This window comes from Oceanobacillus sp. B139/18 (assembly GCF_055524595.1).
The window spans coordinates 562,941-586,560 of sequence record NZ_JBVFXI010000002.1; the positions used below are offsets into that span (position 1 = coordinate 562,941).

A 23,620-nucleotide genomic window follows, 5' to 3' on the forward strand; every position below is an offset into this window, starting at 1 on the left:
TCATATTTTAAAAATATTAGAAACGGGATTCTACTTTTTGTTGTTCACCAATAAACCATTCTTTTAACTCTCGTTTTAACACTTTTCCTACTGGTGTCATTGGAAGCTCATTTTTTTCAACAATTTTTATATATTTCGGAATTTTATATTTAGCTAGAGATTCAGAGGCATATATAAATATTTCATTTTCACTTAAAGACGCATTTTGTTCAAGCACAACCCAAGCCAATCCTACTTCACCCATCACTGGATCAGGAACACCGACTACATATGCCTGGTTAATTAATTCATGGCCAGTTAATACATCTTCGATCTCCTTAGGTGACACATTTTCTGCACCCATTCGATATATTTCTTTAAGTCTTCCCGTTAAAGAAATATAACCATTTTCATCTATCACCGCTAAATCACCTGTTTTTAACCAGCCTTCCCGGTCAATAGCTTCAGCAGTTTCTTTTTCTTTGTTGTAATACCCATTTGTAACTAAAGGTCCTTTGCAAATCAACTCCCCAGATTGTCCATGAGAGAGGATATCTCCAGTTTCTAAATCCCTGACTTTGAATGAGATATTTTTTCCTTCTAATTCATCAAGCCCCACATGTCCGCCGGGGATGATGCGCCCAACATATTTAGAAAGATAGGTGATATCATCATTCGGATCGGTTTGTAACACTCCCGCTGCGCACTCGGTCATGCCATAACCTGTGTTTAATTCTTTAATTTTCAATTGATTCTTAATATCCTTCCACATTTGTTGAGACACTTCAGCACCTGCACAGTACATGGATTGTAATTTTGATAAATCACGAGGCAGCTGTTGCTGAGCTTCCACTAGTTTTAAACCAATCGTCGGCACACATAAGATGTCTGTCGCTTCGTGCTGCTCCATTAAATCCAGTGCTTTCGATCCATTGAAATTGATTTGAAGTATTAAACTTCCCCCTACCATACTTCCTGCAATAATTCCTTCAATAAAACCAAAACAATGATAAAACGGAATTGGAATGAAAATTCTTCTTCCTTCTTGATAACCACGGTTTAAGCAGCTGCCTAATGCACTGCGCCAAATCATATCATGTGTAACTAACACGCCTTTTGGCATGGAAGTGGTTCCAGACGTATACATAATATCTGTTACCTCTGTTACCTGTGACTTTGGTATATTGCTAATTACCCTTCCCGCCCGATCTCTTTCCGAAGAAAAAATCAGTTCATAAAAATCGGTTGTACCTGAATATTTTTTTCCTTTTGGAGAGAAAACAATAATTTCTTTCAACTTTGGAAATCGTTCTGATTGCTCTTCTTTAAAGACTTCTGGACATAATTGTTTTAAAATTGAAACATAATTGATCTCATTCCATTCATCTACGGTAACGATAAATGAAGAATCAGATTGATTGATTAAATATGCGAATTCTTCTTTTTTTAATCTATAATTTATAGGTACCGTAATTCCTCCAGCTGCGGATGCTCCAAATTTTGTAAAGATAAATTCTGCATAGTTTGGAAAAATTAAAGCTACATGATCATATTTTTTCAATCCTAAATCGATTAACCCAGCACCAAATCGCTTGCTGAAATCTTCCACATCTGAATAAGACCAAGATTTTTCTTCACAAATGATGAATTCACTATTTTTATATTGGTTGGCCATTTGAAAGAAAAGTTCATGAACAGGTTCAGGACTCCATTCTTTACTTTTTATTTCAAATGTTTTTCTTCGACTTTTAAGAGAGACCACTTTTAGCCTAAACCTCCTTTGAGCTATTAAAAATAATACTTAACCTCTTCTGACTACTGTTTTCTTATCAGCAATTCCCTCCAGAGTACCCCTGTTTTCTGAATATAATTCGAAGCGATTTATCAAATCATTTCGGAGCCTATCCCCAGGTACCACATCGTCTATAAACAATTGTGATGCTGGGCTCCATACATTTATATCTTTGTTATATTTTTCTCTTTGCTCAATAATATATTTTTGTCGCTCTTCCGGGTCTTCTATAGATTGAATTTTATTAAAATACATTGCGTTAACTGCTGCCTCAGGACCCATAACAGCAGGTTGTGCCTGTGGAAGCGCAATACACGCATCGGGTTGCATGGAGGCGCCTGACATTACCACATATCCAGCGCCATAGGCTTTTCTCACAATAACTGAAATCCTAGGCACCGTAGCATTTGCTACTGTAGATAACATTCTTGCTCCCCTGCGGATAATCGCTTCTTTTTCAACTTTACTTCCAACCATAAAGCCTGGTAAATCTACTAAAAATAGTAAAGGGACATTATATGCATCACATAAAGATACGAAATGCGCAGCTTTTTCAGCAGATTCAGGAAATAGTACTCCTCCTTTTACTTTGGATTGGTTTGCCACAATTCCAACTGCTCTTCCACCGATTCTACAAAATCCTGTAATCAACTCTTTCGCATATAGTTGTTTAAATTCGAAGAAAGAATCAGCATCCACAATTCGATCAATTACAGCATACATATCCATTGGAACACGTTGGTTAGCTGGTACAATCTCTTCAATGTTTTTTCCAGGTAATGGATCTATAGACTCTGAAAGCGGAACAGTCTCTTTCCAATTTTGTGGCATAAATTCCAAATAACGTTTAGTGGCATCTAATGCTTCCTGTTCAGTTTTTACTAACATATCTCCAAGGCCACTAATTTGATTATGCATTCGTGCTCCACCCATTTCTTCCATGGATACTTTTTCTCCAGTTGCCATTTCTGCCATTCGAGGCGAACCAAGATAAACACTAGCGTTTTTATCTACCATGACAACAAAGTCGCATAGAGCTGGAAGATAAGCACTTCCTGCTGGAGAAGCTCCAAAGACGAGTGAGATTTGTGGAACATTTCCTGATATACGAGCTGTATTATAAAAAATTTTTCCCGCATGACGGCGATCTATAAAGGTATCAAATTGTTCATTTAAACGTGCTCCAGCAGAATCAATCATGTAAATTAATGGAATCATTCGTTTTTCAGCTAATTCTTGCATTCGCATTATTTTTTCAATCGTTTTAACTCCCCAAGTCCCAGCTTTTACAGTCAAATCGTTAGCGATAATCGCAACTTTTCGCCCATTAATTTTAGCAATAAGAGTAACAACAGCATCTCCAGGTAAAAACTGTTCATCGTTTTCACGTGCAAAAACGCCATCTTCAATTTCAATACTATCTTCATCAACCAAGTATTTAATTTTATCTCTAACAAATAGCTTTCCTTGATCTTTCAACTTTTGATAGTAGGGCCGATTCGATTTTGTCTTTATCTCATCCAATTTTTCATATACTTTTTGATCATGGCCGCTCTTTTTATTTAATATATCCTGTTGCATAACCTATCACTTCCTTCATTTATAATTAAACCGCTTACATAACTGCTGTTATGAAATGCTTTTACAATTAATTTGAAGCAATTCGTCGATAAGAATTTAAACTTCTTCCTTTAGATACTTTACTCGGAAGCTCTCTTCCAAGTATTCCTTCAATTTTCTCAGTTACTTTTAATAGCTTTTCAAGATCAATTCCAGTTGAAATGCCAAGTTCGTGACACATGTGAACTAAATCTTCTGTTGCAATATTTCCAGCAGCTCCTTTAGCCCCACTAAACGGACATCCTCCAAGTCCTCCCACAGAGGAATCATAGTGAGTAACCCCCATCTTCAATCCAACATAAGCGTTCGCCATGCCCATTCCACGAGTATCATGCAAATGCAAGATGATGTCTTTTTCAGGCCATCTATCCTGTACTTTCCCAACAAGCATCTCTGTGGAAATTGGGTTTGCCCAGCCAACTGTATCTCCCAACAGAATATGTTTAGGATTTTCACCAAACGAGTTTGCTTTTGCTATCGAACGTTCAATCAATTGGATCACAAGTTCCGGATTGGTGTCCCCCTCATACGTACATCCAAAAGCAGTCATAACTGCGATAGTGTGAACTGGTATATTAAATTCGTTCAGTGTACAAATTCGTTCGTCCATTTTTGTAAATGTCTCATCGATTGTTAAATTTGTATTCTTTACAGAAAAAGTTTCACTCGCTGTAATCTGAAGTACGCCTTCTAAATCAAATTTCCCAGTGGCTTGAGCTCTCTCAATTCCTTTTGCGTTAAGATAGACACATTGATATTCTGTTTCAGGATATCGTTTAAAACCCGCAGCGACCTTTTCCGCATCTGCCATTTTAGGGACCCATTTCGGACTTACAAAAGAGGTGACTTCAATAACTGGAAAATTACACTCTGAAATCATATCCACTATTCGAATTTTATCTTCCGTTGATACAGGTGCTTCTTCTATCTGCATTCCTTCCCTTGGTCCAACTTCACGTATTATTACCTTTTTAGGAAATGCCAACTTAGTCCCTCCTATAAAACCTTGTTCTTTGCTTCTGAATTATTCAACGAAACATTCAGTATACTAATAATGTAAATAAAATACTGCTGATTGTTTCTTTAGTTTCTTTCACTTATTATTTAATTTTTAATCTATGTTTACCACAACATTCTTAGGATTACGGGCAGTTAAAAATTCAATTGGCTCTGTTTTACTTGGATTACGTTCAATATGCGGTAAATAAGCTGGAACTCTAAGGAAATCTCCTTGGTTATATTTTTCATAATCTTCATACTCTTCACCGTATAGAAGTTCAGTGGTACCACTAATAATAAAGCCAGCTGTTTCTGCTTCTCCATGATGATGTGTTCCTGAATCCATCGCAGTTTCACCAGTAACGCGACCAATCCAAAGGTTAGGAGCTTGAACTGCTGTTTTTCTTGGCATATTTTTCGTTTGACTTGTTGAATCCATTAAATCAGAAGACTTCACAATTGAAATTTCTTCTTGACTATTGTCATTTCCTGAATTTATAACACTTTCATCTTTATTCAGATATTCTAATTGATAAGACGGAGCCATAGTGGTAATAATTTGAAGCGGGGTTGCATCTTTATTATTTTGATACATATATGGTTGATAAGATGGTATATAAATGAAATCGCCTTCATTTAGTTCTATAACTTTTTTATATCCTTTTCCGTAGAAAAACGATGCTTGTCCATTTAATACATAATGGACTGTATTTGATTGTGCATGATGTTGTACATTTGATTCAGCACTGGGAGCAACTGTCAAACTTCCCATCCAAATTTTCTCTCCAACTGCTCCAGATCTCCAAGTAATATTCTCTTGACTAGTATCCAAAACTTGCAATTCATCCTTTTTGGTGATACCAAGTTTACTATTATCTATCTTATTCTCTAACATATTTTCACCTCATTAAAGTCTATATTTTGTATTATAATCTAGACATAATCAGCAACAACCTTATTTTTTATTTTGCCAATTTCAGCTATTTCAATTTCAACTACGTCTCCTTGTTTTAATAAAATCGGTGGATTACGTTTAGCCCCAATTCCAGGGGGTGTTCCTGTCAAAATAATATCTCCAGGAATAAGAGTCATCGCTTTTGAAATTTCAGAGATAATCTTATTCACTGAAAACATCATTAAACTTGTATTACTAGATTGGACAGTTTCTCCGTTAACTTTACAAGTTATATCTAAATTTTGAACATTTGATATCTCATCTTTTGTGACAATCCAAGGGCCTGTCGGGCAGGACTTGTCCATGCTTTTCCCCATAAACCATTGGCCTCCATGAGCTTGTTGTACATCTCTTGCAGATAAATCATTGGCGCACATATACCCAAAAACATAATCTTCCGCTTCTTCTTCAGAAATTAATTTCCCTTCACGTCCAATAACAACTGCCAGCTCTGCTTCATAATCAAATTTATTTGTAAAATGTTCTGGAATAGGGATCCCTTCATAAGGACCAGCAATAGTTCCGGTTGCTTTTGTAAATATTGTCGGCTTCGATGGCAAATCGATATCCTGTAGTGCTCTTTCGTTAAAATGTTCAAAGTAGTTCCATCCAACGCACATAATATTTCGCTTCAATTTAGGTATTGGAGACAATAGATGCTCGCTTTGAATTTCTCTACTTTCAACATTAGAATGAATAATTTGGTTAATTCTATTAAGTCCTTCACTTCCTGCTTTGATAATTGATAAAACGTCTTGAAACTCATTACTAATATCAATTATTGCATTATCTTTAATTACCCCTACACTTATTTGATTCTCATTACTATAAGAAATAATTTTCATTGAATTTTAACTACCCTCCCAGTATATACTGCTTAAATTTATTTATTTTACTAAAATTTTACATATTTGTAATTTTTTGTGTTTCTGATAAACTAACTGAATCTAAATCTTTATAAAATTCTTGTTCTGTAAGTCTTAAAATTTCTTTTCCTGCCCGTGCTTTATGTTTCAACATATTTCTTTCAGCAGATACACTGTCGCCTTCTAGTAAAGCTAAATAAATTTCCTCATGTTCTTTAACGGAAAGTTTATTATGTTCATCATTTTTTTTAAATAGCGAAGGGTAGCGATTGGTGTTTTTCCACAAATCCTGTATTGTTTTAACCAGTAATTTGTTTTGACATTTGCTATATATTTTCATATGAAAATCAATATTTAGTTTCTCAAACAAGTCATAATCCTGTTTTTCTATTGCACTGTATGATTCCTTTACTATATGTCGAATTTCTTCAAAATCTTTTTCCTCTAAATTATTTGTTGCTAACCTAGTTGCGAATCCCTCCAATTCTATTCTTAATTCAAAAATATCTTTAATATCTTCTGATGATAACGTGCTAACAACTGCTCCTACATGTGGTTTGAATTCAATTAAATCTTCAGAATTCAATTTATTCATTGCTTCTCTTACTGGGCTTTCGCTACTATCAAACCTTTTTGCTATCTTACTAATTACCAATTTTTCTTCGAATTCATACTCACCTTCATATATTTCTTTTTTTAATGTTTCGTAAATTATATCTTTCTTGGTTTGGTATCCCCTCACGTCAACTACTCCTTTCATCATCCTATATCATCTAACCTACATCATATATGATATATTGTCAATGTAATTTTCTAATTATTTTAAATGATTTATAAATTCATAATCAAATTAGAATACAGCGATACAATTTATTTTAATTTGATTGCCAACTAATAAATTTGACTAAAGAGGTTTTAATAGTTAAGCATATAAAAATATAATATATTTTTTCCTAAGAAAATATAATTTGATAAGTTCTATTAATTTTTCACTAAATAAAGTAACCTCTCCCAAAATTTATCTTGGAGAGGTTACTTTATTTAAAATACAACAACAAAATAGATGAAATAGGTATAAATTTTAAAATCTAAAGCTCAATCATCGGCTCCTCCTTCTTCTCAGAATCTCCCTCATCCGAACAAACACTATAAGGGACATCAAAATCCCGGGCAACAGCCTCATCATAGGCCACAAGATCATCCTTCGATAATTCCGATAATGCTTTTTTTCCCATCATTCGAATCCCTTCTTCCATTTCTTTTACCGAAGCATTGAAATAATTGACTAATGCCTTCGTCCCTTCCTGTCTGTTGAAGTCATCCTTGTATTTGCCATCGTACCAGACAACCTGTGTCGGCGGTTCAAAGGGCACAGCATTTAACACCTGCTTGTGAGAGACAGTAAATAAAACAGCCGATCCTAAATAAACAGCATCCGCCCCTAATGCCATTGCTTTTAAAAATTGTCCCGGTGTAAACATTCCGCCCGAAATAATCAGACTGACCTTATCTCTTGCCTTCTTTTTTTGCAAATGCTGATGCGCCCGGTGCAGACCGTGAATGGTAGGAATCCCAAAGTCCTCTGATAAGATTGGCGGTGCTCCGTGGGTTGCTGCCTGTGCGCCATCTACAGCAATATAATCTACGCCGATTTCTAATAAAGCATCAATGTCCGCTTCTATTTTTCCGCCGGCAGCAATTTTTGCTCCAATCGGCACGCCGTTAGTCAATTCTTTTAACTCCTGGACAAGGTTTTTAAAATCTTCTAAGGTTTGATCCTTAAAAAAATGATTATGAATAATGGCCTCTTCTCCATCATCCAGGTTTAAGACCTTTCGAATATCTCCTTGAAGTTCCTCTGCCGGAATCACAACACCGGAGCTCATCAAAGCACCTTGGCCAAATTTTATTTCAATCATCGATGCTTTCTTGATAAGCTGTTCTTCCTTGGACCAGCTTGTCTTGGAAAACTGCAGGATATACTTATCTGTTCCATCAATTTCTTCCTCCATCACCCCGCCTTCTCCAGAATTAAGTGCGGTGCCCAGCTGATTTACCGCATCAGACAGCGCCAGTCTCACTTCTTTGCTTAATGCAATCCCGTACGCCATCCCGCTGACCATTAAGGGAATATCTAATTCCATTGGCTGCTTGGCCTGCGGACCTATCTTCACCTTTAAATCTACCTGCTCCGTATATTCTGTTGGGAACGCGGCTACTTGGGCCGGTATAAATGTCAGCATTTCAAAATCCGGCCACGTTTTGGAAGAACCAAGCGGACGGTGCAAGACATCGCCAGATTCCGCCCGTAAATTATTCTCAAAGGTTCGCTGGATCCCCATATGTTTAAAACCGGTTACCATTTCAAATAAATTCTCTTGATAACGATCTTCCATTAAGGTTTTCCCATAATGATCAACCATCCTTTTTATCAAATGGCGTCTCATGATAAACAACAAAAAAAACATGATAATAAACAGACTAAGCAGAATAAGAATAATGATATCGAGCACCATCTGTACACACTCCTTTTTCTCCAATTTACATCACAGGTTGCTTTGTCTTGCAGTTCTCGGTGTTGAGTATTTGGACGTTTCCGAAATAACAATTGATTAACTGCCCCTGCTTCGCTGCTGTTATCTTCCACAAAAACGGAACATAATCTGTTTATCTGCCAGCATCTGCAGGGGTCATGATTTTTTGTTTTTATTTTCTTCATATCTGCTATGCTTCCACGGCGGGTCTCCATATTCATGCAGCTTTTGATTCACTTTATAAATAACATACGGAACCAGGAAGGATAATAAGGTACACAGCAGAATTAAATAATTAGGTAATATGCCTGTCAGTTGATCCCACATAAATACGTCACTTCCCTTCTTAATCCCTTGTCTGATCCATGGTGCCTGTTGCACGGACAGTGGCATCTACCGTTACATTTATGGATGCATTCTGAAAGATATTTTCGCCTTCGTCCCAGTTATCCTTTACTTTCAACCACTCTTTGTAATCCCTTTCCTCCATCATTTCTCTAAATCCAAAAAAGTCCATTCCTATTTCCTCTTGTGCCTTTTTTATGATATTGGATGTGATTTGTTCCATCCTTCCGCTTATCAGTTTATCTAATTCATTGAAATAGTCTTTACTTAGCAAGGAATTATCGCTAAACACTTCGGCAATATTACCCTCTGTATCAATTTCTATATCAATGTTCAGTTTACCCGTCTCATCTATGTCCATTTCTATGTTACTTTTTGCACGCTTAATTTCATAAACCATCTCTCCATCATTACTCTCAAATTCAATATAACCCCCTTTTAAATCTCCTGTTATTAAATTGACGGAAACAATCTCTAATCCACTGATAACGTCAACTAATTGATTCGTCTTTCCATTAAAGACACCAGCTCCGTTAAACATCATTTTTCCATCTGATGGAACGACTCTTGGAATAAGGTAATTATTTTTTTCTAACATGTATTCATTTAGGTCCCCTATTCGTAGCGGTTCAATCAATGCTCCTGATTTATCCATATTTTCATTTACCCTGTCAATATGCATCGCAGGAAGCGGCTCTATTTGGGATTCGATTTCCAGCAACTCTTTCGCCTTCTGGTCGGAAATGATCACTTTGGTTTCTCTTCGCATCTCGGGGTCACGAATAAGTAAATCCATGCTATTTGCAAATATTTCTGGTTCCCTTGCTAATTCTTCTGAAACCACGATTAATTTTAAATGCTCATAAAAGGGAGGATTGCCCTGAATGAGTGCCATTTCCCGAGTTATTTTAAACAAACTTTGACCGCTAATAGATAGGTTGTTATAAGGAGTATCAGCATTGTTTCCGCCTTCGCTGGGAGTGCCTAACCCTGAAGGAACAACAAACTGATCTGTCATTGTTATAATTGGTTTATCTCCAGATTGTTCTTCTGCTAAATCGAGTGCAACACCAATCACAAACCCTCGTTCTTCAATATTCACTTCATCCCAGCATCCGGCGAGCAGCAAACAAATACAGCCAAAAAGGAATAGATATGCTTTATTCATTTCGCTTCACCCCTCTGATTTTAGCAACTGCCGTCAATAGAATAAGCACCGTGATGTTCAAAATAAGCATCATCCAACTCATTACTGATCCTAATAAATCCACTTCCATGACATCTTGCGGAAACATCCCGACAAAATATATGATAGGTGTTAAAATAAAAATAATTTTTAGCTTCTCCGCATTTTCAAAAATGGCATTCAATGCAAAGACCCCAATGTCCATAGCCATTGTTGCCGTAATAAAAATAGCCATAATCCATATCACAAAGAAAACCGATTCAAACCTTTCAAAAAAACCGCCGGGTATCTCTACCACCTTTGCCAGCTCTATCGTCGGATAGAGTAAATTAGCTGTAACAGCATTCCCAAAGACGCCAACACACATGATAAAAATCATTATATATAATCCAACAGGAATACACATACCAAGTGCAGCTGCCTTTGGTGCTTTTTTTGGTTTATCAACCAACGAAAGGTAAAACCATAAAATTCCAAATCCAAGATAAGAGATGGCACCTGTATTCGCAATCACCTGTGTATAACCAGTTATGGGGGTCTGTAATACAGGCATTAAGTTTCCAGCGTTCAACCAACCAACATTAAATACCACGATGATAAGAGCTATCGAAAGAATAATCGGCATAAACATCATGTTGATTCGGAACAGCCCAGCGCGTGATCCCGAAACAGCATAAACAACTACCAGCAAAAAGGTCAGTGCAATCACTTCAATTGGGGTACGGTCGAATAAATATTGCTGCGATATATTACTGATTTTACGAATTTGATAGGCAGTGACAAAGATGGAGAGAATTGCAAACATCAGACTTAAAACTATCGCTACTGGTTTTGTTACGATTTTGGAAGCGTAGGTAAGGAAGGTTTGCCCTTGAAATCCTGACGCAAATTTAGCTATTGCCCAGGATATAAAAACAGCAAATAATCCGACAAGGAGCAAGGGGATCCATCCATCAGCACCTTTCGTTACAGAGGCTAATTGTTTTGGCATCGAAAGAATCCCTACCCCAATTACAATGGATGGGATAGCAATCATGATATCTCTTTCACTAATTCTTTCATCTGCATATTTAAACCTTTTCACTGTTTACGCTCCCCTTTGTTCATGAGCTTTTTATCATTGGTCTGCATATAGACAGGCCGCCTTTTCATCATTGCAATCGGTGCACGTAACACAAGGTCCTTCCAATCATTCATAAAGCTTGGTGCAAATGGAGTGGAATATGGCACACCGAAGCTCATCAAATTCACAATATGGATATTAATCATGATGTAGCAAAGGATGATTCCATAAAGTCCGAATACAGCCGCTGCAGCCATCAACCCAAACTGCAGGATTCGAAATGTGATGGCAATACTATAGGAAGGCAAAGCAAACGATGCAATGGCATTGAGTGCAACGACAATGACCATCACAGGGCTGACGATCCCAGCGGAAACTGCTGCCTCCCCGATAACGAGTCCGCCAACAATGCCGATGGTCTGCCCAATCGCAGTCGGCAGCCGTAATCCAGCTTCCCGCAGTAATTCCATCGTTGCCGTCATAATCAATGCTTCCATAACAGGCGGGAAAGGAACTTCATCTCTGCTTGCCGCAATGGAAAATGCTAAATCAGATGGGATCAGACCTGGATGATAGGATACCAAAGCGATATAAAGAGCCGGTAAAAATACGGAAATAAAAGCTGCCAGATAACGCAGCATTCTAACCAGCGTTCCAAGAGACCAGCGCCAATAATTATCCTCAGGTGACTGCAGCAAGCTTCCAAAGGTCGCCGGTGCAATCAATACAAACGGCGTACGATCAAGGAGGATAACTACTTTTCCTTTAAGAAGTGCCTCAGAAGCCTTATCTGGTCTTTCCGTATTTAAAATCTGCGGGAAAGGAGATAAAAAGCTATCCTCAATCCATTGCTCAATATAGCCGCTTTCCGGTGCATCATCAATATCAATTGTTTCCAGTCTACGTTTTACTTCATCCACCATATCGGGATTCACAATACCATCCATATAGGACACAACAAGCTCTTTCTTGGAGCGTCTGCCGACTTTATAGGTGCTGAAACGCAGATTAGGGTCCGCAATATACCGGCGGATCATCATGGTATTGGTTCGTATATTTTCGACAAACCCCTCTTTGGATCCGCGAATCAGCGATTCCGACTGCGGCTCCTCGATAGCACGACTTTCTCCGCCTATCGTATCCATGATAAGTACTTGGTCCACTCCATCTAAATAAAGCACCGTATTTCCTCTTAAAATGGCATTCGATACATCATCTAACGAGTTTCCAAATTCGATGCCTGTTACCGTAATAACTTTCTTATCAATCGCATCAAAAAGCTTCTGTTTGTCCTCAGGCAAGCCCGAAGCATTTTTCAAATCCTCCATAATATGATCATAAATGTAGACATTATCCACGATGCCATCGATATAAACAATTGCGATTCGATGATTCGTATTGCCAATAGTGAATTCACGTATTACTAAATCACTTGGATTCTCGAGCATTTTTCTTATATTTTCCAGGTTATCAGTCAGTTTTGTTCCGATTTCCAGAGAGAAATTTTCTTTTCCACTTTTCTTTTTATTTTGCCAATAGAAAGATCGTCCCAACATTATCCCCTCAAGTCATCTGAATAGTACGTGTTCAAAAAGGAGGAGAACCCAGACTTTTTGAACACCCTCTAAAAATAGTTACTCCTCTTCTTTTTCCCAATAGGACCTCATTTATGTATAAAATATATCCAGCTGTAAAATCTAAACCTATCTATATCGCCTGCGAAAGGGGTCACAAATCAAATGGATGAAAAAAATATACATTTAACTGCTGCCGAGATTGCTTCAGTATGGACAGGATATATGAATGATACGCTGGCAAAAAGCATTTTAAGCTTTATGTTAAAGCATATGGATGATCCTGAAATAAAGCCTGTTGTCCAGCATGCCTATGACAATTTCACAAAACAAATAGACCAGCTGCATCAGATTTATGAAGAAGAGAACTTTGCAACTCCAAACGGATTTACAGAGAAGGATGTCAATATGAATGCACCCTGGCTTTTCACCGATGTTTTTTGTTTAACCTATGTAACACATATGGCAAGAATTGGGATGATTACGTATAGCGGATTCGTCACAATGAGTACAAAAAAGAAAATCCGGGATTATTCTATACAGGCACTTCAGGACATGGCCTCCCTCTATGATCATGCTGTGGAAATTGCTTTAAAAAAAGGAATCAATTCAAGGCATCCCTATATTGAGCCTCCAAAACAAATTGATTATGTAGACAGCAAAAAGTATTTCAACGGACTCAATCCATTTAGTGATAAACGTCCGTTAAACGCGATTGAGATATCTCATTTATATATGAACATCCAGACAAATGAGATGGGAGTCAGGTTATGCCTTGCTTTTGCGCAGACCTCCCCTTCCAAAGCGGTGCAGGATTTTATGATCAGATGTAAAAATGTTTCTCAGAAACATATAAAAATATTCGTGGATAACTTGATGGCGAATGATATTGGAGCACCGCAAGTACCTGATACAGCAGTAAGTGACTCTACAACACAAACCTTTTCCGATAAATTAATGATGTTCCATATGTCCTTGCTCATGTCTGCAGGAATCGGAAATTATGCTACTGCGGCAGCAGCCAGTCAGCGATTGGACCTGGCGGCAAATTATGAACGGCTCTCTATGGAAGTTGCTAAGCTTGCAAAAAGCGGTGCCGATATCATGATTGATAACAATTGGCTGGAGCAGCCTCCAGGTACGAGAAATCGAGAAAAACTGGCAAAGAATAAGGAGAAGAATTGATACCATTTATCATTTTGAATCTTACGGAAAAAACATCGGCTTTTGCTGAATTGCAAGGCCGAATTTTTTCTTGAAAAATCAATGATGTATCTAATAGCAAGCATCATTAAACAAGGCAGCCGTTTATTATTAAGCCAATTTGGTCAATAAAAAATACATCTTCACAAATTATCTCCGTTTAGTTGTTGAACCTTTCCTTACTCTGAATATGGCTTTTATACCAAAATGAAACTAGCGAAACAGCCCTCCCTGAATGGATGATAAGAAAATTAACAAAGCGGGTGAACCAATGGAGACGACGTTATCAAGAAAAAGCAAGAAGCTTGAAGCAGTACTTTGGAGCATTGCTCTGCCTGGATTTGCTCAGTTACTAAATCGTCATTATATAAAGGGGATTATGTTTATTGGATTGGAATTCTTAGTTAACGTGATGGGAAATTTGAATACAATTATTGTATTGAGCTTCAACCTTAAAATCGAGGAAGCCATCGCACAGACTAACTATTTATGGTTAATGTTTTATCCGTGTTTATATTTCTATGCGATATGGGATGCTTATAGAGATGCGGGCGGCGGGGAAAAAGCCTTCTCATATCTGCCGCTTGTTTTTTCTGCCTATTTTGTTACTGTTGGCGTCGTTTTTTCGCCCAGCTTCACCATTGCAGGTCATTTGATTGGTCCACTATGGCTGCCGATTCTGTCTACACCAGTCGGTTTGGCAGTCGGCGGACTGATCAGATGGATTTTATTAAAAATATATATGGACAGAGAAACTGAAGAGGTTCTCTAACCATGCTTTCAGGCGATTGCTTCGCCTGATAAAAAGTTTATTTATTACGGATTGCAGTCCGCATTCGCACCTAACCATATCCTGTTTCTTCATGCTTTACTTTCACTTGGATGTTATCAATATTTATTCCAATAAATATAAAAAATTTATGTTGGAAACACATTGCATTACTTCTTTCGTTCTAACCCTATTCCGCCGCTTCCTTCGAATACCGGATAATAATATTCGTTGGGGGAGCGGAAAAAAATATACGGAAATACATTTTTGGAGGAAAAATCACATGACATCGACATATAATGCTCCTTTATCATCTGCAGAAATTTCACAGATTTGGACGACATATCAAGAAGATACTGCTTCAATTTGTATGCTGAAATCTTTTGTGAAGACAGTGGAGGATCCGGAAATCTCTGCATTACTTCAGCATGCCTTGGAATTATCTGAATCACATATTCCTAAGCTGACAAATTTTTTCACAGGTGAAAGCTGGCCTGTACCTCTTGGGTTTACAGAAGCAGACATTAGTTTAAGTGCTCCAAGACTATATACAGATGGATTTATGCTATATTACTTGCAAATGATGGGGATTCTAGGAATGAACGCTTACAGCATAGCTATTGGCACAGCAGTCCGCTCAGATATCCATAATTATTATTCGGAATGTATGGCTGAAACCGTTGATCTTCATAAAAGGGCCAACAGCCTGTTATTAGACAAGGGGTTATTTGTGCGGGCACCTGAGATCACTCCGCCCGATCGTATTGCGTTTGTGACCGATAGCAATTTCCTAGGTAAATGGATGGGAGAAAATCGTCCTCTCACTGCTTTGGAAATCTCGAATCTTTTCGCTAACAGCCAACGGAATTTATTAGGAAAATCATTACTGATTGGTTTTAGTCAGGTGGCCAATAATCCGGCCGTCCGTAAATACATGGTGAAGGGAAAGGAAGTTGCGGAGAAGCATGTCGAGGCTTTTAATTCAAAGCTCAATCAAGATGATCTTCCAGCTTCTGCTACATCAGATGCAGGAATTACCGATTCGACCGTTTCTCCTTTTTCAGACAAGCTCATGATGTTTTTTACAAGCAGTCTCATTGCCGCCAGCATTGGTTATTACGGAAGCAGTATAAGCATGGATGCCCGTAAAGATCTCGTCACTGACTATTCGCGTTTAACCGTTGAAATCATGAAATACTCTGCCGAGGGTGCCAAACTTATGATTGATAACGGTTGGATGGAAGAACCTCCTCAAGCAAAGAATAGAGATAAGTTAGCAAAAAAGGGGTAGAAGGTTGAAAATTAGGTTATAAAAATCAAAAATGTACGCTTCTCTCTTGCAGCGTACATTTTATTTATCCTAAAAAACAGGAAAATATATGGAAGAAAAGGAGCCTGCCCAAATGAAAATCGTACTGCTTGATCCCCTTTCTTACGTGACTATTCTACAGGTCATAATGAAAACACATTAAAATTTATAAAAAAGAGGTCTATATAGCACTAGTTAAAGCAAAAATCTTCATTATAATACGGGCATCATTCTTATTTTTCGAGAAAGAACCCTCCCAGTATAGGTACTAATACACCTATCTTAAGCATTCATTCACCAATATGCGTTAATCCAGGATTAGGAGCGTGCGTATATGCAGCCTACTTGGCAAGACATTTTTGACTTGGCAAAACAGTCTAGAGACATGAAATTGGAATACTGGTTAAATGAAAATCTATTCACCCCCAGCTGGTGGATTCTTTTTGTGACAACAATTGGCGCCTTTATTATCTGGCTGGTTCTTTTAGATAAAAAACGAATCATGGAGATGCTGATATACGGGTTTTTAGTTACATACATTGCTGTAATAGCAGACGCCATTGGTGTCGCATTATTGTTATGGCATTATCCAAATACATTATTACCTGCACCTTTGATTGTTGAAGTACACAGGGTACAGATGCCTATTATTTATATGCTGATCTATCAGTATTTCCCAGCATGGAAACCCTTTTTGATTGCTGTTACCATTAATGCATTCATTTTCGCTTTTATTCTTGAACCTGCATTAGTGTGGTTAAACGTATATGAACCTTATCACTGGAAACATATCTATTCATTCTTACCTTATATTATGATAGCAGCCGGGTTCAAGCTCACAGTAAATAAACTGAAGCAAATGGATCAAAATTATAAATAACTTTTTGGATAAATACATGTATATCACTGCCTTTTCAGAAAGTTAACTGGGTGGAAAATTCATTTGACATGGATGGTACATTTAGCAAAATGAAACCCCTATAAAATCCCAATTGATAGGACATTCTGTATAAAACATTCGTTAAAAGGAAAAGATGTTAAAAAATAGGAAAAGAAGGAGACCGTTCATGGATAATCATGTAACCGATAATACCGGCAGACGTTATAAAGCCCATGTCAGCATTCTTGGTACCACACAGCTTCATCTAAGAAGTCCTTCAATTATTGCGTGGTGGAGCGCTGCTTATCCAGGATTTGGCCATTTGCTTTTATCGAAATATCTTCGCGGATTTGTTTTATTTATTTGGGAAGTTTTTATTAATTTGAATGCGAACATTAATTTAGCCATTCTTTATTCTTTTCAGGGCAAGTTTGAAATGGCTACAAATGTGCTTGACTCTCGATGGCTTTTAGCCTATTTACCCGTCTATTTTTTTGCTATCTGGGATAGTCACCGGACAACGGTAGATATGAACAAAGTTTATATGCTGGCAGAGCGTGAAGACCATCATTTCAATCTATTCAGTATTGGATCGATGGAAATCAACTACTTAGATAAGAGAAACCCTATGATGGCTGCCATTTGGTCAGCTTTTGTGCCAGGTTTGGGACAGCTTTATATCCATAGACTTGTTACGGCCCTCTTCGTTATCAGCTGGACGGTTATTTTTTTGTATTTATCACACCTGCTTGAAGCTGTCACACTTTTGATTTCAGGAGACCTCAGTCAGTCCACTGCTGTTCTAAGAGAGGAATTCTTACTCATGCTACCTTCTATATATGGATTTGCTATTTATGATGCGTATGTCAATACAGTGGAAAATAATAAACTCTTCGAAAAAGAACAGCGGAGATTTTTAAAGGATAATTACCAGGATTCTAATTTTCAAATTCTAAAGGGAGAGAAAGTGAATGAATAATGATGCAAATTTACGCGATACTCGAAAATAATATTTATATCGAAATGGCTATCGCCACGCTTGAAAAAAACGGCATTCCCAAAGCTAGTATTTATGCGGTCCCTCTTGATAATCGGGGGGAAGATCGCAAGCTGTTTGATGGTTTGCATCGATCTGATGGCACATCATTGATTGACATAGGGGTAGCACTTGCTACGGCTTTTTCTGTTATCGGAACCAGTATCGGTTTTGAATTGGCTTGGGGCCCGATTTATTGGGGATTGATTGCTTCGTTTATTGGATTTGTTTTAGGGGTCGCCATCAGACTGTTCACAGAAAAAGTACTTAAAAAGCGGAAAAGACTTCTGAAAGGGAAACACCCAGAGGTTATTCTTATTATTGAATGTGAAAAAACAATGACTGAATTAGTAGAAAATATTCTATGGAAACATTTTGCAGTAGGCGTAGCAAAAGTAAAATGATTATTCACCTGTATTTGTCAATTTACTTTTGCTTTAACTGAAGGAGAGAACGTGTATGCAATCTACTTGGAGGAGTGTTATTGAAACATTCCAGCAGTATAGGGATACAAGAACGGCGTACTGGTTACATGAAAACTTATTTACCATCAGCTGGTGGATTCTTTTTGTTACTACTGTTGGTATTTTTATTGTATGGATAATTTTTTTAGATAAAAAAAGAATATTCGAGATCGTCACATATGGTTTTTTTGTTACTGCTGTGGGAGTAATCGGGGACGCAATAGGAGTTTCTTTATTTCTATGGCATTATACAAATACACTATTGCCGGTTTCTCAGATTGCTGAAATACATACTATACAGATGCCTTTTATTTATATGCTTGTCTACCAATATTTTCGTACATGGAAATCTTTTATAGTTGCCTCTACCATAAATGCTTTTGTTTTCGCATTTATCCTGGAACCGCTTCTGGTCTGGTTACAGATATATGAACTGCATGGCTGGAAACATATCTATTCCTTTTTTCCTTATATACTGATAGGGATTGTATTCAAATTCGTGGTGAATAAATTTAAGAAACTGGACCGGTATTATGCATCTTAAATTGCCCCCTTTATCGTGTAAAAGCAGCCTTCTTCTTTCTCTGCCAATGATAAAGGGAGCATAGATTTTGTTTCTTATTTCAACAAGAATTGGCTTTTTCCAGCCTATTTACGAAGCATAGAAGGTAAATCCTGATCTTCCGGCAACAAGGACACATAGTTTTCCGGACCTGCTTCACGGGCACGAAGCTCTTTTGCAGCATCCTCGAGAACCTCTGGATTTTGCAGGACGTCAATGATAGTGCTCGCTATAGCTTTCCCTGCATAAAGCATTCCTTTTTTAGCATAGGAAGTCTTTCCTTGCGATACAACCTGCCATGTATGGAATGGCGTCCCAAAAGTCCAGGTTGCTGCCATCAGCTGTGCAGTAGGCGTCACCCAGCTGACCGCTCCTACATCAGTAGATCCTGAGCCTTTGACATATTCCTGCGCCTCGCGATAGGCATCCACTTCATGAATAAGCGGGCGCGCTGCGAGTTCCTTCGCTTTTTCCTTGCCGACCAAGGATGCAGCAAATGCAATATCATCTTCATTTAATGTTTGATAGTACTTCCTGCTTAATTCCAGCTCTTCTTCTGTAAAATGCGGACGCTCTAAGTCCTTCATATTTTTATGGAGCATTTTATCTAACGTTGCATTTTGAACAAGATTGGAGCATACGCCCTCAATGCGGTGTTCCATGGACGTTTCTGTCATTAACGCAGCACCTTCCGCAATTTTTATGAGCCGTTTAAACAAAGCACGCGCCTGGTCTGCATGCGGAGCACGTACAAAATAAGAAACCTCTGCTTCTTTCTGGACAACATTTGGAGACATCCCTCCAGAGTTCGTAATCGCATAATGAACACGTGCTTCATCAATCATATGCTCACGCATGTAGTTAGCGCCGACATTCATTAATTCCACCGCATCAAGCGCACTTCTTCCCAGTTCTGGTGAAGCTGCTGCGTGAGAGCTTATCCCTTTAAAAGTAAAGGTAGAGTGGATAACTGCCAGAGATGGCCCATGGAATAAACCGTTTGTGTAATGCGGATGCCAGGAAAAAGATGCAGCCACATCATCAAATAATCCCGCTTTAACCATATATGTTTTTGCATAACCGCTTTCCTCTGCCGGACACCCATAATAACGGATGGTTCCTTCCAAATGATTTTTCTCTAAGTATTCTTTTACCGCAACAGCCGCAGACATCGACCCGACACCAAGCAGATTATGACCACAGCCATGCCCTGGTCCATAAGGTACTTCTGGATCAAATTCTGTCACACCAGCTTTTTGGCTTAACCCGGGTAAAGCATCATATTCCCCTAAAATCGCAATAACTGGATCACTATTCCCAAAGCTTGCAGTAAATGCAGTTGGAATATTCGCTACCCCGCGTTCTACCTGAAATCCCTGCTCTTCCATAAAATCCGATGAGTATTGGAAAGACTTTTCTTCTTCATAACGAATTTCAGGTGTTTCCCAAATTTGGTCGCTTACTTTAAAGAAAGCCTCCCGCTTCTGTTCGATAATTTCTTCGATTTGTTTTACAACATCTTCCCTCATTGTTTCTATACATCCCTTTCTACAATGACTTCACTATATATTTTATAGCAAAGCAGACTGCGTTGTATAATGTTTGGTTCTTTTTCTATTTTTAAGAGGATGTTCAGCTATTAAACTATACCTTGAATTCTTAAAACAATTTCTGCAATGATCGCTGATCCCAAAAATGTACCTAAGAATACCATAGAACCAATTACAATACTCTTCCAACCCAATTTCGTGAAATCAGCCAATGAATTACCAATTCCGATAGCGGCATACGCTAACAGCGGAGTAGTAAATGCTTGAATATCTATAGCACTTGCCCATTCAATAACTTGCTCAGAACCAGGCGTTATAGGCAAGGAGACAATAATGGATATCCCTGCAACATAAAGAATGCCCGGTATCGTCTTCCACGGAATAATCATTTTTAAAGCAAAGCCGGCTCCAGCAATTAAAATAATAACCAACATTCCCATTAAGGCCTCTGTCGGGACAACTTCATAACCAATCCAATTTCCTATCAACACAATAATTGCTGATAAAATCAAAGCCAATACCGTGTGAAATAACTGTTTGCTCATGATCCTACCTCCCTCTTTTCTTCCGCTTCCTTATCAGACTTTCTTTTCGTTAACAGATGATACATCTTTTCTGCCAGCGGAAGTGCAATAAAAATAGATACAAAAAAGCCTGTCGCAACGGATAAAATCATACTGGCCGAGGCTAATGATTGAATCTCTGCTGCCATCTCCGGGTATACAGCTGATAGAGAACTGCTTGATGCAGCCATCATACTGGCGCTTCCGACCCCTGATGCCATCGCAAGTGCCAGCGGGTTTAATGGAGTAAAACTAGCCAATAAACTTGCCATTAATCCGAAGAATACAGCTCCAAAGATCGATCCGAATAAATATATCGAAAAAACACCTCTCGTTTCTGGAGAATTAAAACCAAATTTATCACTTATAATAGCCAAACTTCCTTCTCTTGCAATGGAAAATGTCATTCCAATCGCTTCTCGTTTTACTCCTAATAAAATCGCAAGGGGGAGACCCAGTAAAACAGTACCGAGGTTTCCAATTTCCTGCAGTAAAATAGCTGGGCCTACCTGAACAATCATGCTAATTGCCGGGCCAATATTCAGACTTACTTTTGCAACAAGCAACCCTATTAAAGCTGTTGTCATTATTTCTGAATGCTTAAATTGCTTCTCCTTGATAACCGGAGTAAATACCATTGCAATTCCCAATATAAAAGCATAAATCATTGGCAGGATAAGAATCATTCCAGCTCCAAGTTCGAATGAAATGGTGCCGATCGATTCTGCAAGCAATACAATTAAAAGAGCTGCAGCATGCAGCCGCCAATCTTTTAAGTATCCTGGAATTTGTTTCAACATGTTGTCTTCCCCCTCTAGTGACGATATCTTAATTTTTAATTAGTGACGGCAATTCTTGTTCTTCCGGCAAAAGTGATTGATAATTTTCTGAACCGGCCTCACGTTCATATAATTCTTTAACAGCATCTTCTAATACTTCCGGCTTGCGGAGTACATCAATAACCGTACTGGCAATTGCTTTACCCGCAAAGAGCATGCCTTTTTTTGCATAGGTTGTCTTTCCTTGAGATACGACCTGCCATGTATGAAATGGTGTTCCATAGGTCCAGGTTGCTGCAGTGAGCTGTGCAGTTGGTGTCACCCAGCTCACTGCACCTACATCGGTCGACCCTGCCCCTTTTCGATACTCCGGTGCTTCTATATACGGTGTGATTTCATGGATGAGCGGTCTTTCCGCCAATTCTTCCGATCTTTTCTTCCCAACTAGCTGTGCAGCAAAAGCTTTATCATCTTCATTCAATGTTGCGTAATATTTTTTGCTTAATTCTATTTCTTCCTCAGTAAATCCATCTTGCTGCAGCTCCTGCATATTTTTATGAAGCAGTTTGTCCAATACCGAATTCTGAACAAGATTAGAACATGCTCCTTCAATTCGATAGGTCATTTTTGTTTCTGTCATCAACGCTGCCCCTTCTGCAATTTTATTCAGTCGTTTAAATAGCGCACGGGCTTGTTCTCCGTGCGGCGCACGAACAAAATAAGAAACCTCCGCCTCCTGCTGGACCACATTCGGAGACTTTCCGCCAGTATTCGTAATCGCATAATGTACACGGGCTTCATCAATCATATGTTCGCGCATGTAGTTCGCACCTACATTCATCAGTTCGACAGCATCCAATGCACTTCTTCCAAGTTCCGGTGAAGCAGAGGCGTGAGAGCTCTTCCCCTTAAAAGTGAACGTAGCATGAATCACCGCTAAGGATGGTCCATGGAATAAAGAATTGGAATAATGAGGGTGCCATGAGAAGGATGCTGCTACATCATCAAACAGTCCAGCTTTAACCATATATGTCTTTGCATAGCCGCTTTCCTCGGCAGGACATCCATAATAACGAATCGTCCCTTCCAGATTATTTTTCACTAAGTATTCTTTTACAGCAACAGCTGCTGCCATTGCACCTACACCAAGTAAATTATGTCCACATCCGTGTCCTGCTCCACTTGTTTCAACGGGGATATATTCTGTCACACCTGCTTTTTGGCTGAGTCCCGGTAAGGCATCATATTCTCCTAATATGGCAATTACCGGTCCCGAATTTCCAAAGTTTGCCACAAATGCTGTCGGAATTCCAGCCACACCGCGTTCCACCTGAAATCCCTGCTGTTCCATAAAATCAGAGGAATAAGCAGCAGACTTTTCTTCTTCAAATCGTATCTCCGGTGTCTGCCAAATCTGATCGCTTACGTTAAAAAATGCTTCTCGTTTTTCTTCGATAATTGCTTCAATTTGACTCGTAACTTTGTTTTCATCTGTCTTCATGCATTTTCGCCTCCATATATAATATTAATAATTATCTTATAGTAAAAATAATTGCAATAATAGTGTATAAACATCTATAATTAATTAAAAT

At 38.3% G+C, this 23,620-nt stretch carries 22 protein-coding genes; 7 read left to right on the plus strand and 15 right to left on the minus strand.

The annotated features are described in order from the left end of the window. Positions 1–16: 16 nt before the first annotated feature. The 11 genes from ACZSMY_RS10130 to ACZSMY_RS10180 form a co-directional block, all read right to left on the minus strand. A complete protein-coding gene (locus ACZSMY_RS10130) occupies positions 17–1,741 on the minus strand; it encodes a class I adenylate-forming enzyme family protein (RefSeq protein WP_465147740.1) in 1,725 nt (574 codons plus the stop codon). A gap of 39 nt (positions 1,742–1,780) precedes the next feature. Next, positions 1,781–3,352 (minus strand): acyl-CoA carboxylase subunit beta, encoded by a 1,572-nt coding sequence (locus ACZSMY_RS10135; RefSeq protein ID WP_465147741.1) that lies wholly within the window; start codon positions 3,350–3,352, stop codon positions 1,781–1,783. 67 nt (positions 3,353–3,419) lie between these two features. Beyond that, a complete protein-coding gene (locus ACZSMY_RS10140) occupies positions 3,420–4,376 on the minus strand; it encodes a hydroxymethylglutaryl-CoA lyase (RefSeq protein WP_465147742.1) in 957 nt (318 codons plus the stop codon). A 126-nt stretch (positions 4,377–4,502) separates the two neighbouring features. Continuing rightward, entirely contained in the window at positions 4,503–5,285 is a 783-nt protein-coding gene (locus tag ACZSMY_RS10145) for a cupin domain-containing protein (protein WP_455725549.1), read from the minus strand. A 38-nt stretch (positions 5,286–5,323) separates the two neighbouring features. Next, positions 5,324–6,190 carry a fumarylacetoacetate hydrolase family protein gene (locus tag ACZSMY_RS10150; RefSeq protein WP_455725548.1) on the minus strand — a complete coding sequence of 289 codons (867 nt, stop codon included), beginning with the start codon at positions 6,188–6,190 and terminating at the stop codon, positions 5,324–5,326. Between the two features lie 58 nt (positions 6,191–6,248). After that, on the minus strand, positions 6,249–6,974 hold the full coding sequence (locus tag ACZSMY_RS10155) for a GntR family transcriptional regulator (protein WP_455725547.1): 726 nt from the start codon (positions 6,972–6,974) through the stop codon (positions 6,249–6,251). Between the two features lie 325 nt (positions 6,975–7,299). After that, entirely contained in the window at positions 7,300–8,727 is a 1,428-nt protein-coding gene (locus tag ACZSMY_RS10160) for an FMN-binding glutamate synthase family protein (protein WP_465147743.1), read from the minus strand. Between the two features lie 174 nt (positions 8,728–8,901). Beyond that, positions 8,902–9,072: a hypothetical protein gene (locus ACZSMY_RS10165; protein WP_465147744.1), complete on the minus strand. Its 171-nt coding sequence runs from the start codon at positions 9,070–9,072 to the stop codon at positions 8,902–8,904. Between the two features lie 19 nt (positions 9,073–9,091). Next, positions 9,092–10,258: a Ger(x)C family spore germination protein gene (locus tag ACZSMY_RS10170; RefSeq protein WP_455725545.1), complete on the minus strand. Its 1,167-nt coding sequence runs from the start codon at positions 10,256–10,258 to the stop codon at positions 9,092–9,094. After that, the gene (locus tag ACZSMY_RS10175; protein ID WP_465147745.1) at positions 10,251–11,360 is read right to left on the minus strand and encodes a GerAB/ArcD/ProY family transporter; all 1,110 of its coding nucleotides are present in this window, start codon (positions 11,358–11,360) and stop codon (positions 10,251–10,253) included. Before ACZSMY_RS10175 ends, ACZSMY_RS10170 begins: the two co-directional genes overlap by 8 nt. Beyond that, complete coding sequence (locus ACZSMY_RS10180) at positions 11,357–12,895, minus strand: spore germination protein (protein ID WP_465147746.1); 1,539 nt, start codon at positions 12,893–12,895, stop codon at positions 11,357–11,359. The genes ACZSMY_RS10175 and ACZSMY_RS10180 overlap by 4 nt, the downstream gene beginning before the upstream one ends. A gap of 183 nt (positions 12,896–13,078) precedes the next feature. Here ACZSMY_RS10180 and ACZSMY_RS10185 point away from each other — a divergent pair, with 183 nt between their 5' ends. From ACZSMY_RS10185 to ACZSMY_RS10215, 7 genes are all read left to right on the plus strand, one after another. Continuing rightward, the gene (locus ACZSMY_RS10185) at positions 13,079–14,098 is read left to right on the plus strand and encodes a DUF3231 family protein (RefSeq protein ID WP_465147747.1); all 1,020 of its coding nucleotides are present in this window, start codon (positions 13,079–13,081) and stop codon (positions 14,096–14,098) included. 289 nt (positions 14,099–14,387) lie between these two features. Beyond that, positions 14,388–14,888, plus strand: coding sequence for a hypothetical protein (locus ACZSMY_RS10190; protein ID WP_379542296.1), 501 nt, complete (start codon positions 14,388–14,390; stop codon positions 14,886–14,888). Positions 14,889–15,168: 280 nt separating this feature from the next. Then, the gene (locus ACZSMY_RS10195; protein WP_465147748.1) at positions 15,169–16,176 is read left to right on the plus strand and encodes a DUF3231 family protein; all 1,008 of its coding nucleotides are present in this window, start codon (positions 15,169–15,171) and stop codon (positions 16,174–16,176) included. A gap of 352 nt (positions 16,177–16,528) precedes the next feature. Beyond that, a complete protein-coding gene (locus tag ACZSMY_RS10200; protein ID WP_379542294.1) occupies positions 16,529–17,074 on the plus strand; it encodes a CBO0543 family protein in 546 nt (181 codons plus the stop codon). Positions 17,075–17,261: 187 nt separating this feature from the next. Further along, positions 17,262–18,053 carry a hypothetical protein gene (locus ACZSMY_RS10205; protein ID WP_379542293.1) on the plus strand — a complete coding sequence of 264 codons (792 nt, stop codon included), beginning with the start codon at positions 17,262–17,264 and terminating at the stop codon, positions 18,051–18,053. Positions 18,054–18,055: 2 nt separating this feature from the next. Further along, positions 18,056–18,514, plus strand: coding sequence for a hypothetical protein (locus ACZSMY_RS10210; protein ID WP_368901715.1), 459 nt, complete (start codon positions 18,056–18,058; stop codon positions 18,512–18,514). A 55-nt stretch (positions 18,515–18,569) separates the two neighbouring features. Beyond that, on the plus strand, positions 18,570–19,118 hold the full coding sequence (locus ACZSMY_RS10215; protein WP_465147749.1) for a CBO0543 family protein: 549 nt from the start codon (positions 18,570–18,572) through the stop codon (positions 19,116–19,118). A 104-nt stretch (positions 19,119–19,222) separates the two neighbouring features. Here ACZSMY_RS10215 and ACZSMY_RS10220 read toward each other — a convergent pair whose 3' ends face one another. From ACZSMY_RS10220 to ACZSMY_RS10235, 4 genes are all read right to left on the minus strand, one after another. Next, the gene (locus ACZSMY_RS10220; protein WP_465147750.1) at positions 19,223–20,665 is read right to left on the minus strand and encodes a M20 family metallopeptidase; all 1,443 of its coding nucleotides are present in this window, start codon (positions 20,663–20,665) and stop codon (positions 19,223–19,225) included. 110 nt (positions 20,666–20,775) lie between these two features. Further along, the gene (locus tag ACZSMY_RS10225) at positions 20,776–21,231 is read right to left on the minus strand and encodes a hypothetical protein (protein ID WP_289585292.1); all 456 of its coding nucleotides are present in this window, start codon (positions 21,229–21,231) and stop codon (positions 20,776–20,778) included. Then, on the minus strand, positions 21,228–22,049 hold the full coding sequence (locus tag ACZSMY_RS10230; RefSeq protein WP_042532579.1) for a DUF3100 domain-containing protein: 822 nt from the start codon (positions 22,047–22,049) through the stop codon (positions 21,228–21,230). Before ACZSMY_RS10230 ends, ACZSMY_RS10225 begins: the two co-directional genes overlap by 4 nt. A 28-nt stretch (positions 22,050–22,077) precedes the next feature. After that, on the minus strand, positions 22,078–23,529 hold the full coding sequence (locus ACZSMY_RS10235) for a M20 family metallopeptidase (protein WP_465147751.1): 1,452 nt from the start codon (positions 23,527–23,529) through the stop codon (positions 22,078–22,080). Positions 23,530–23,620 lie beyond the last annotated feature (91 nt).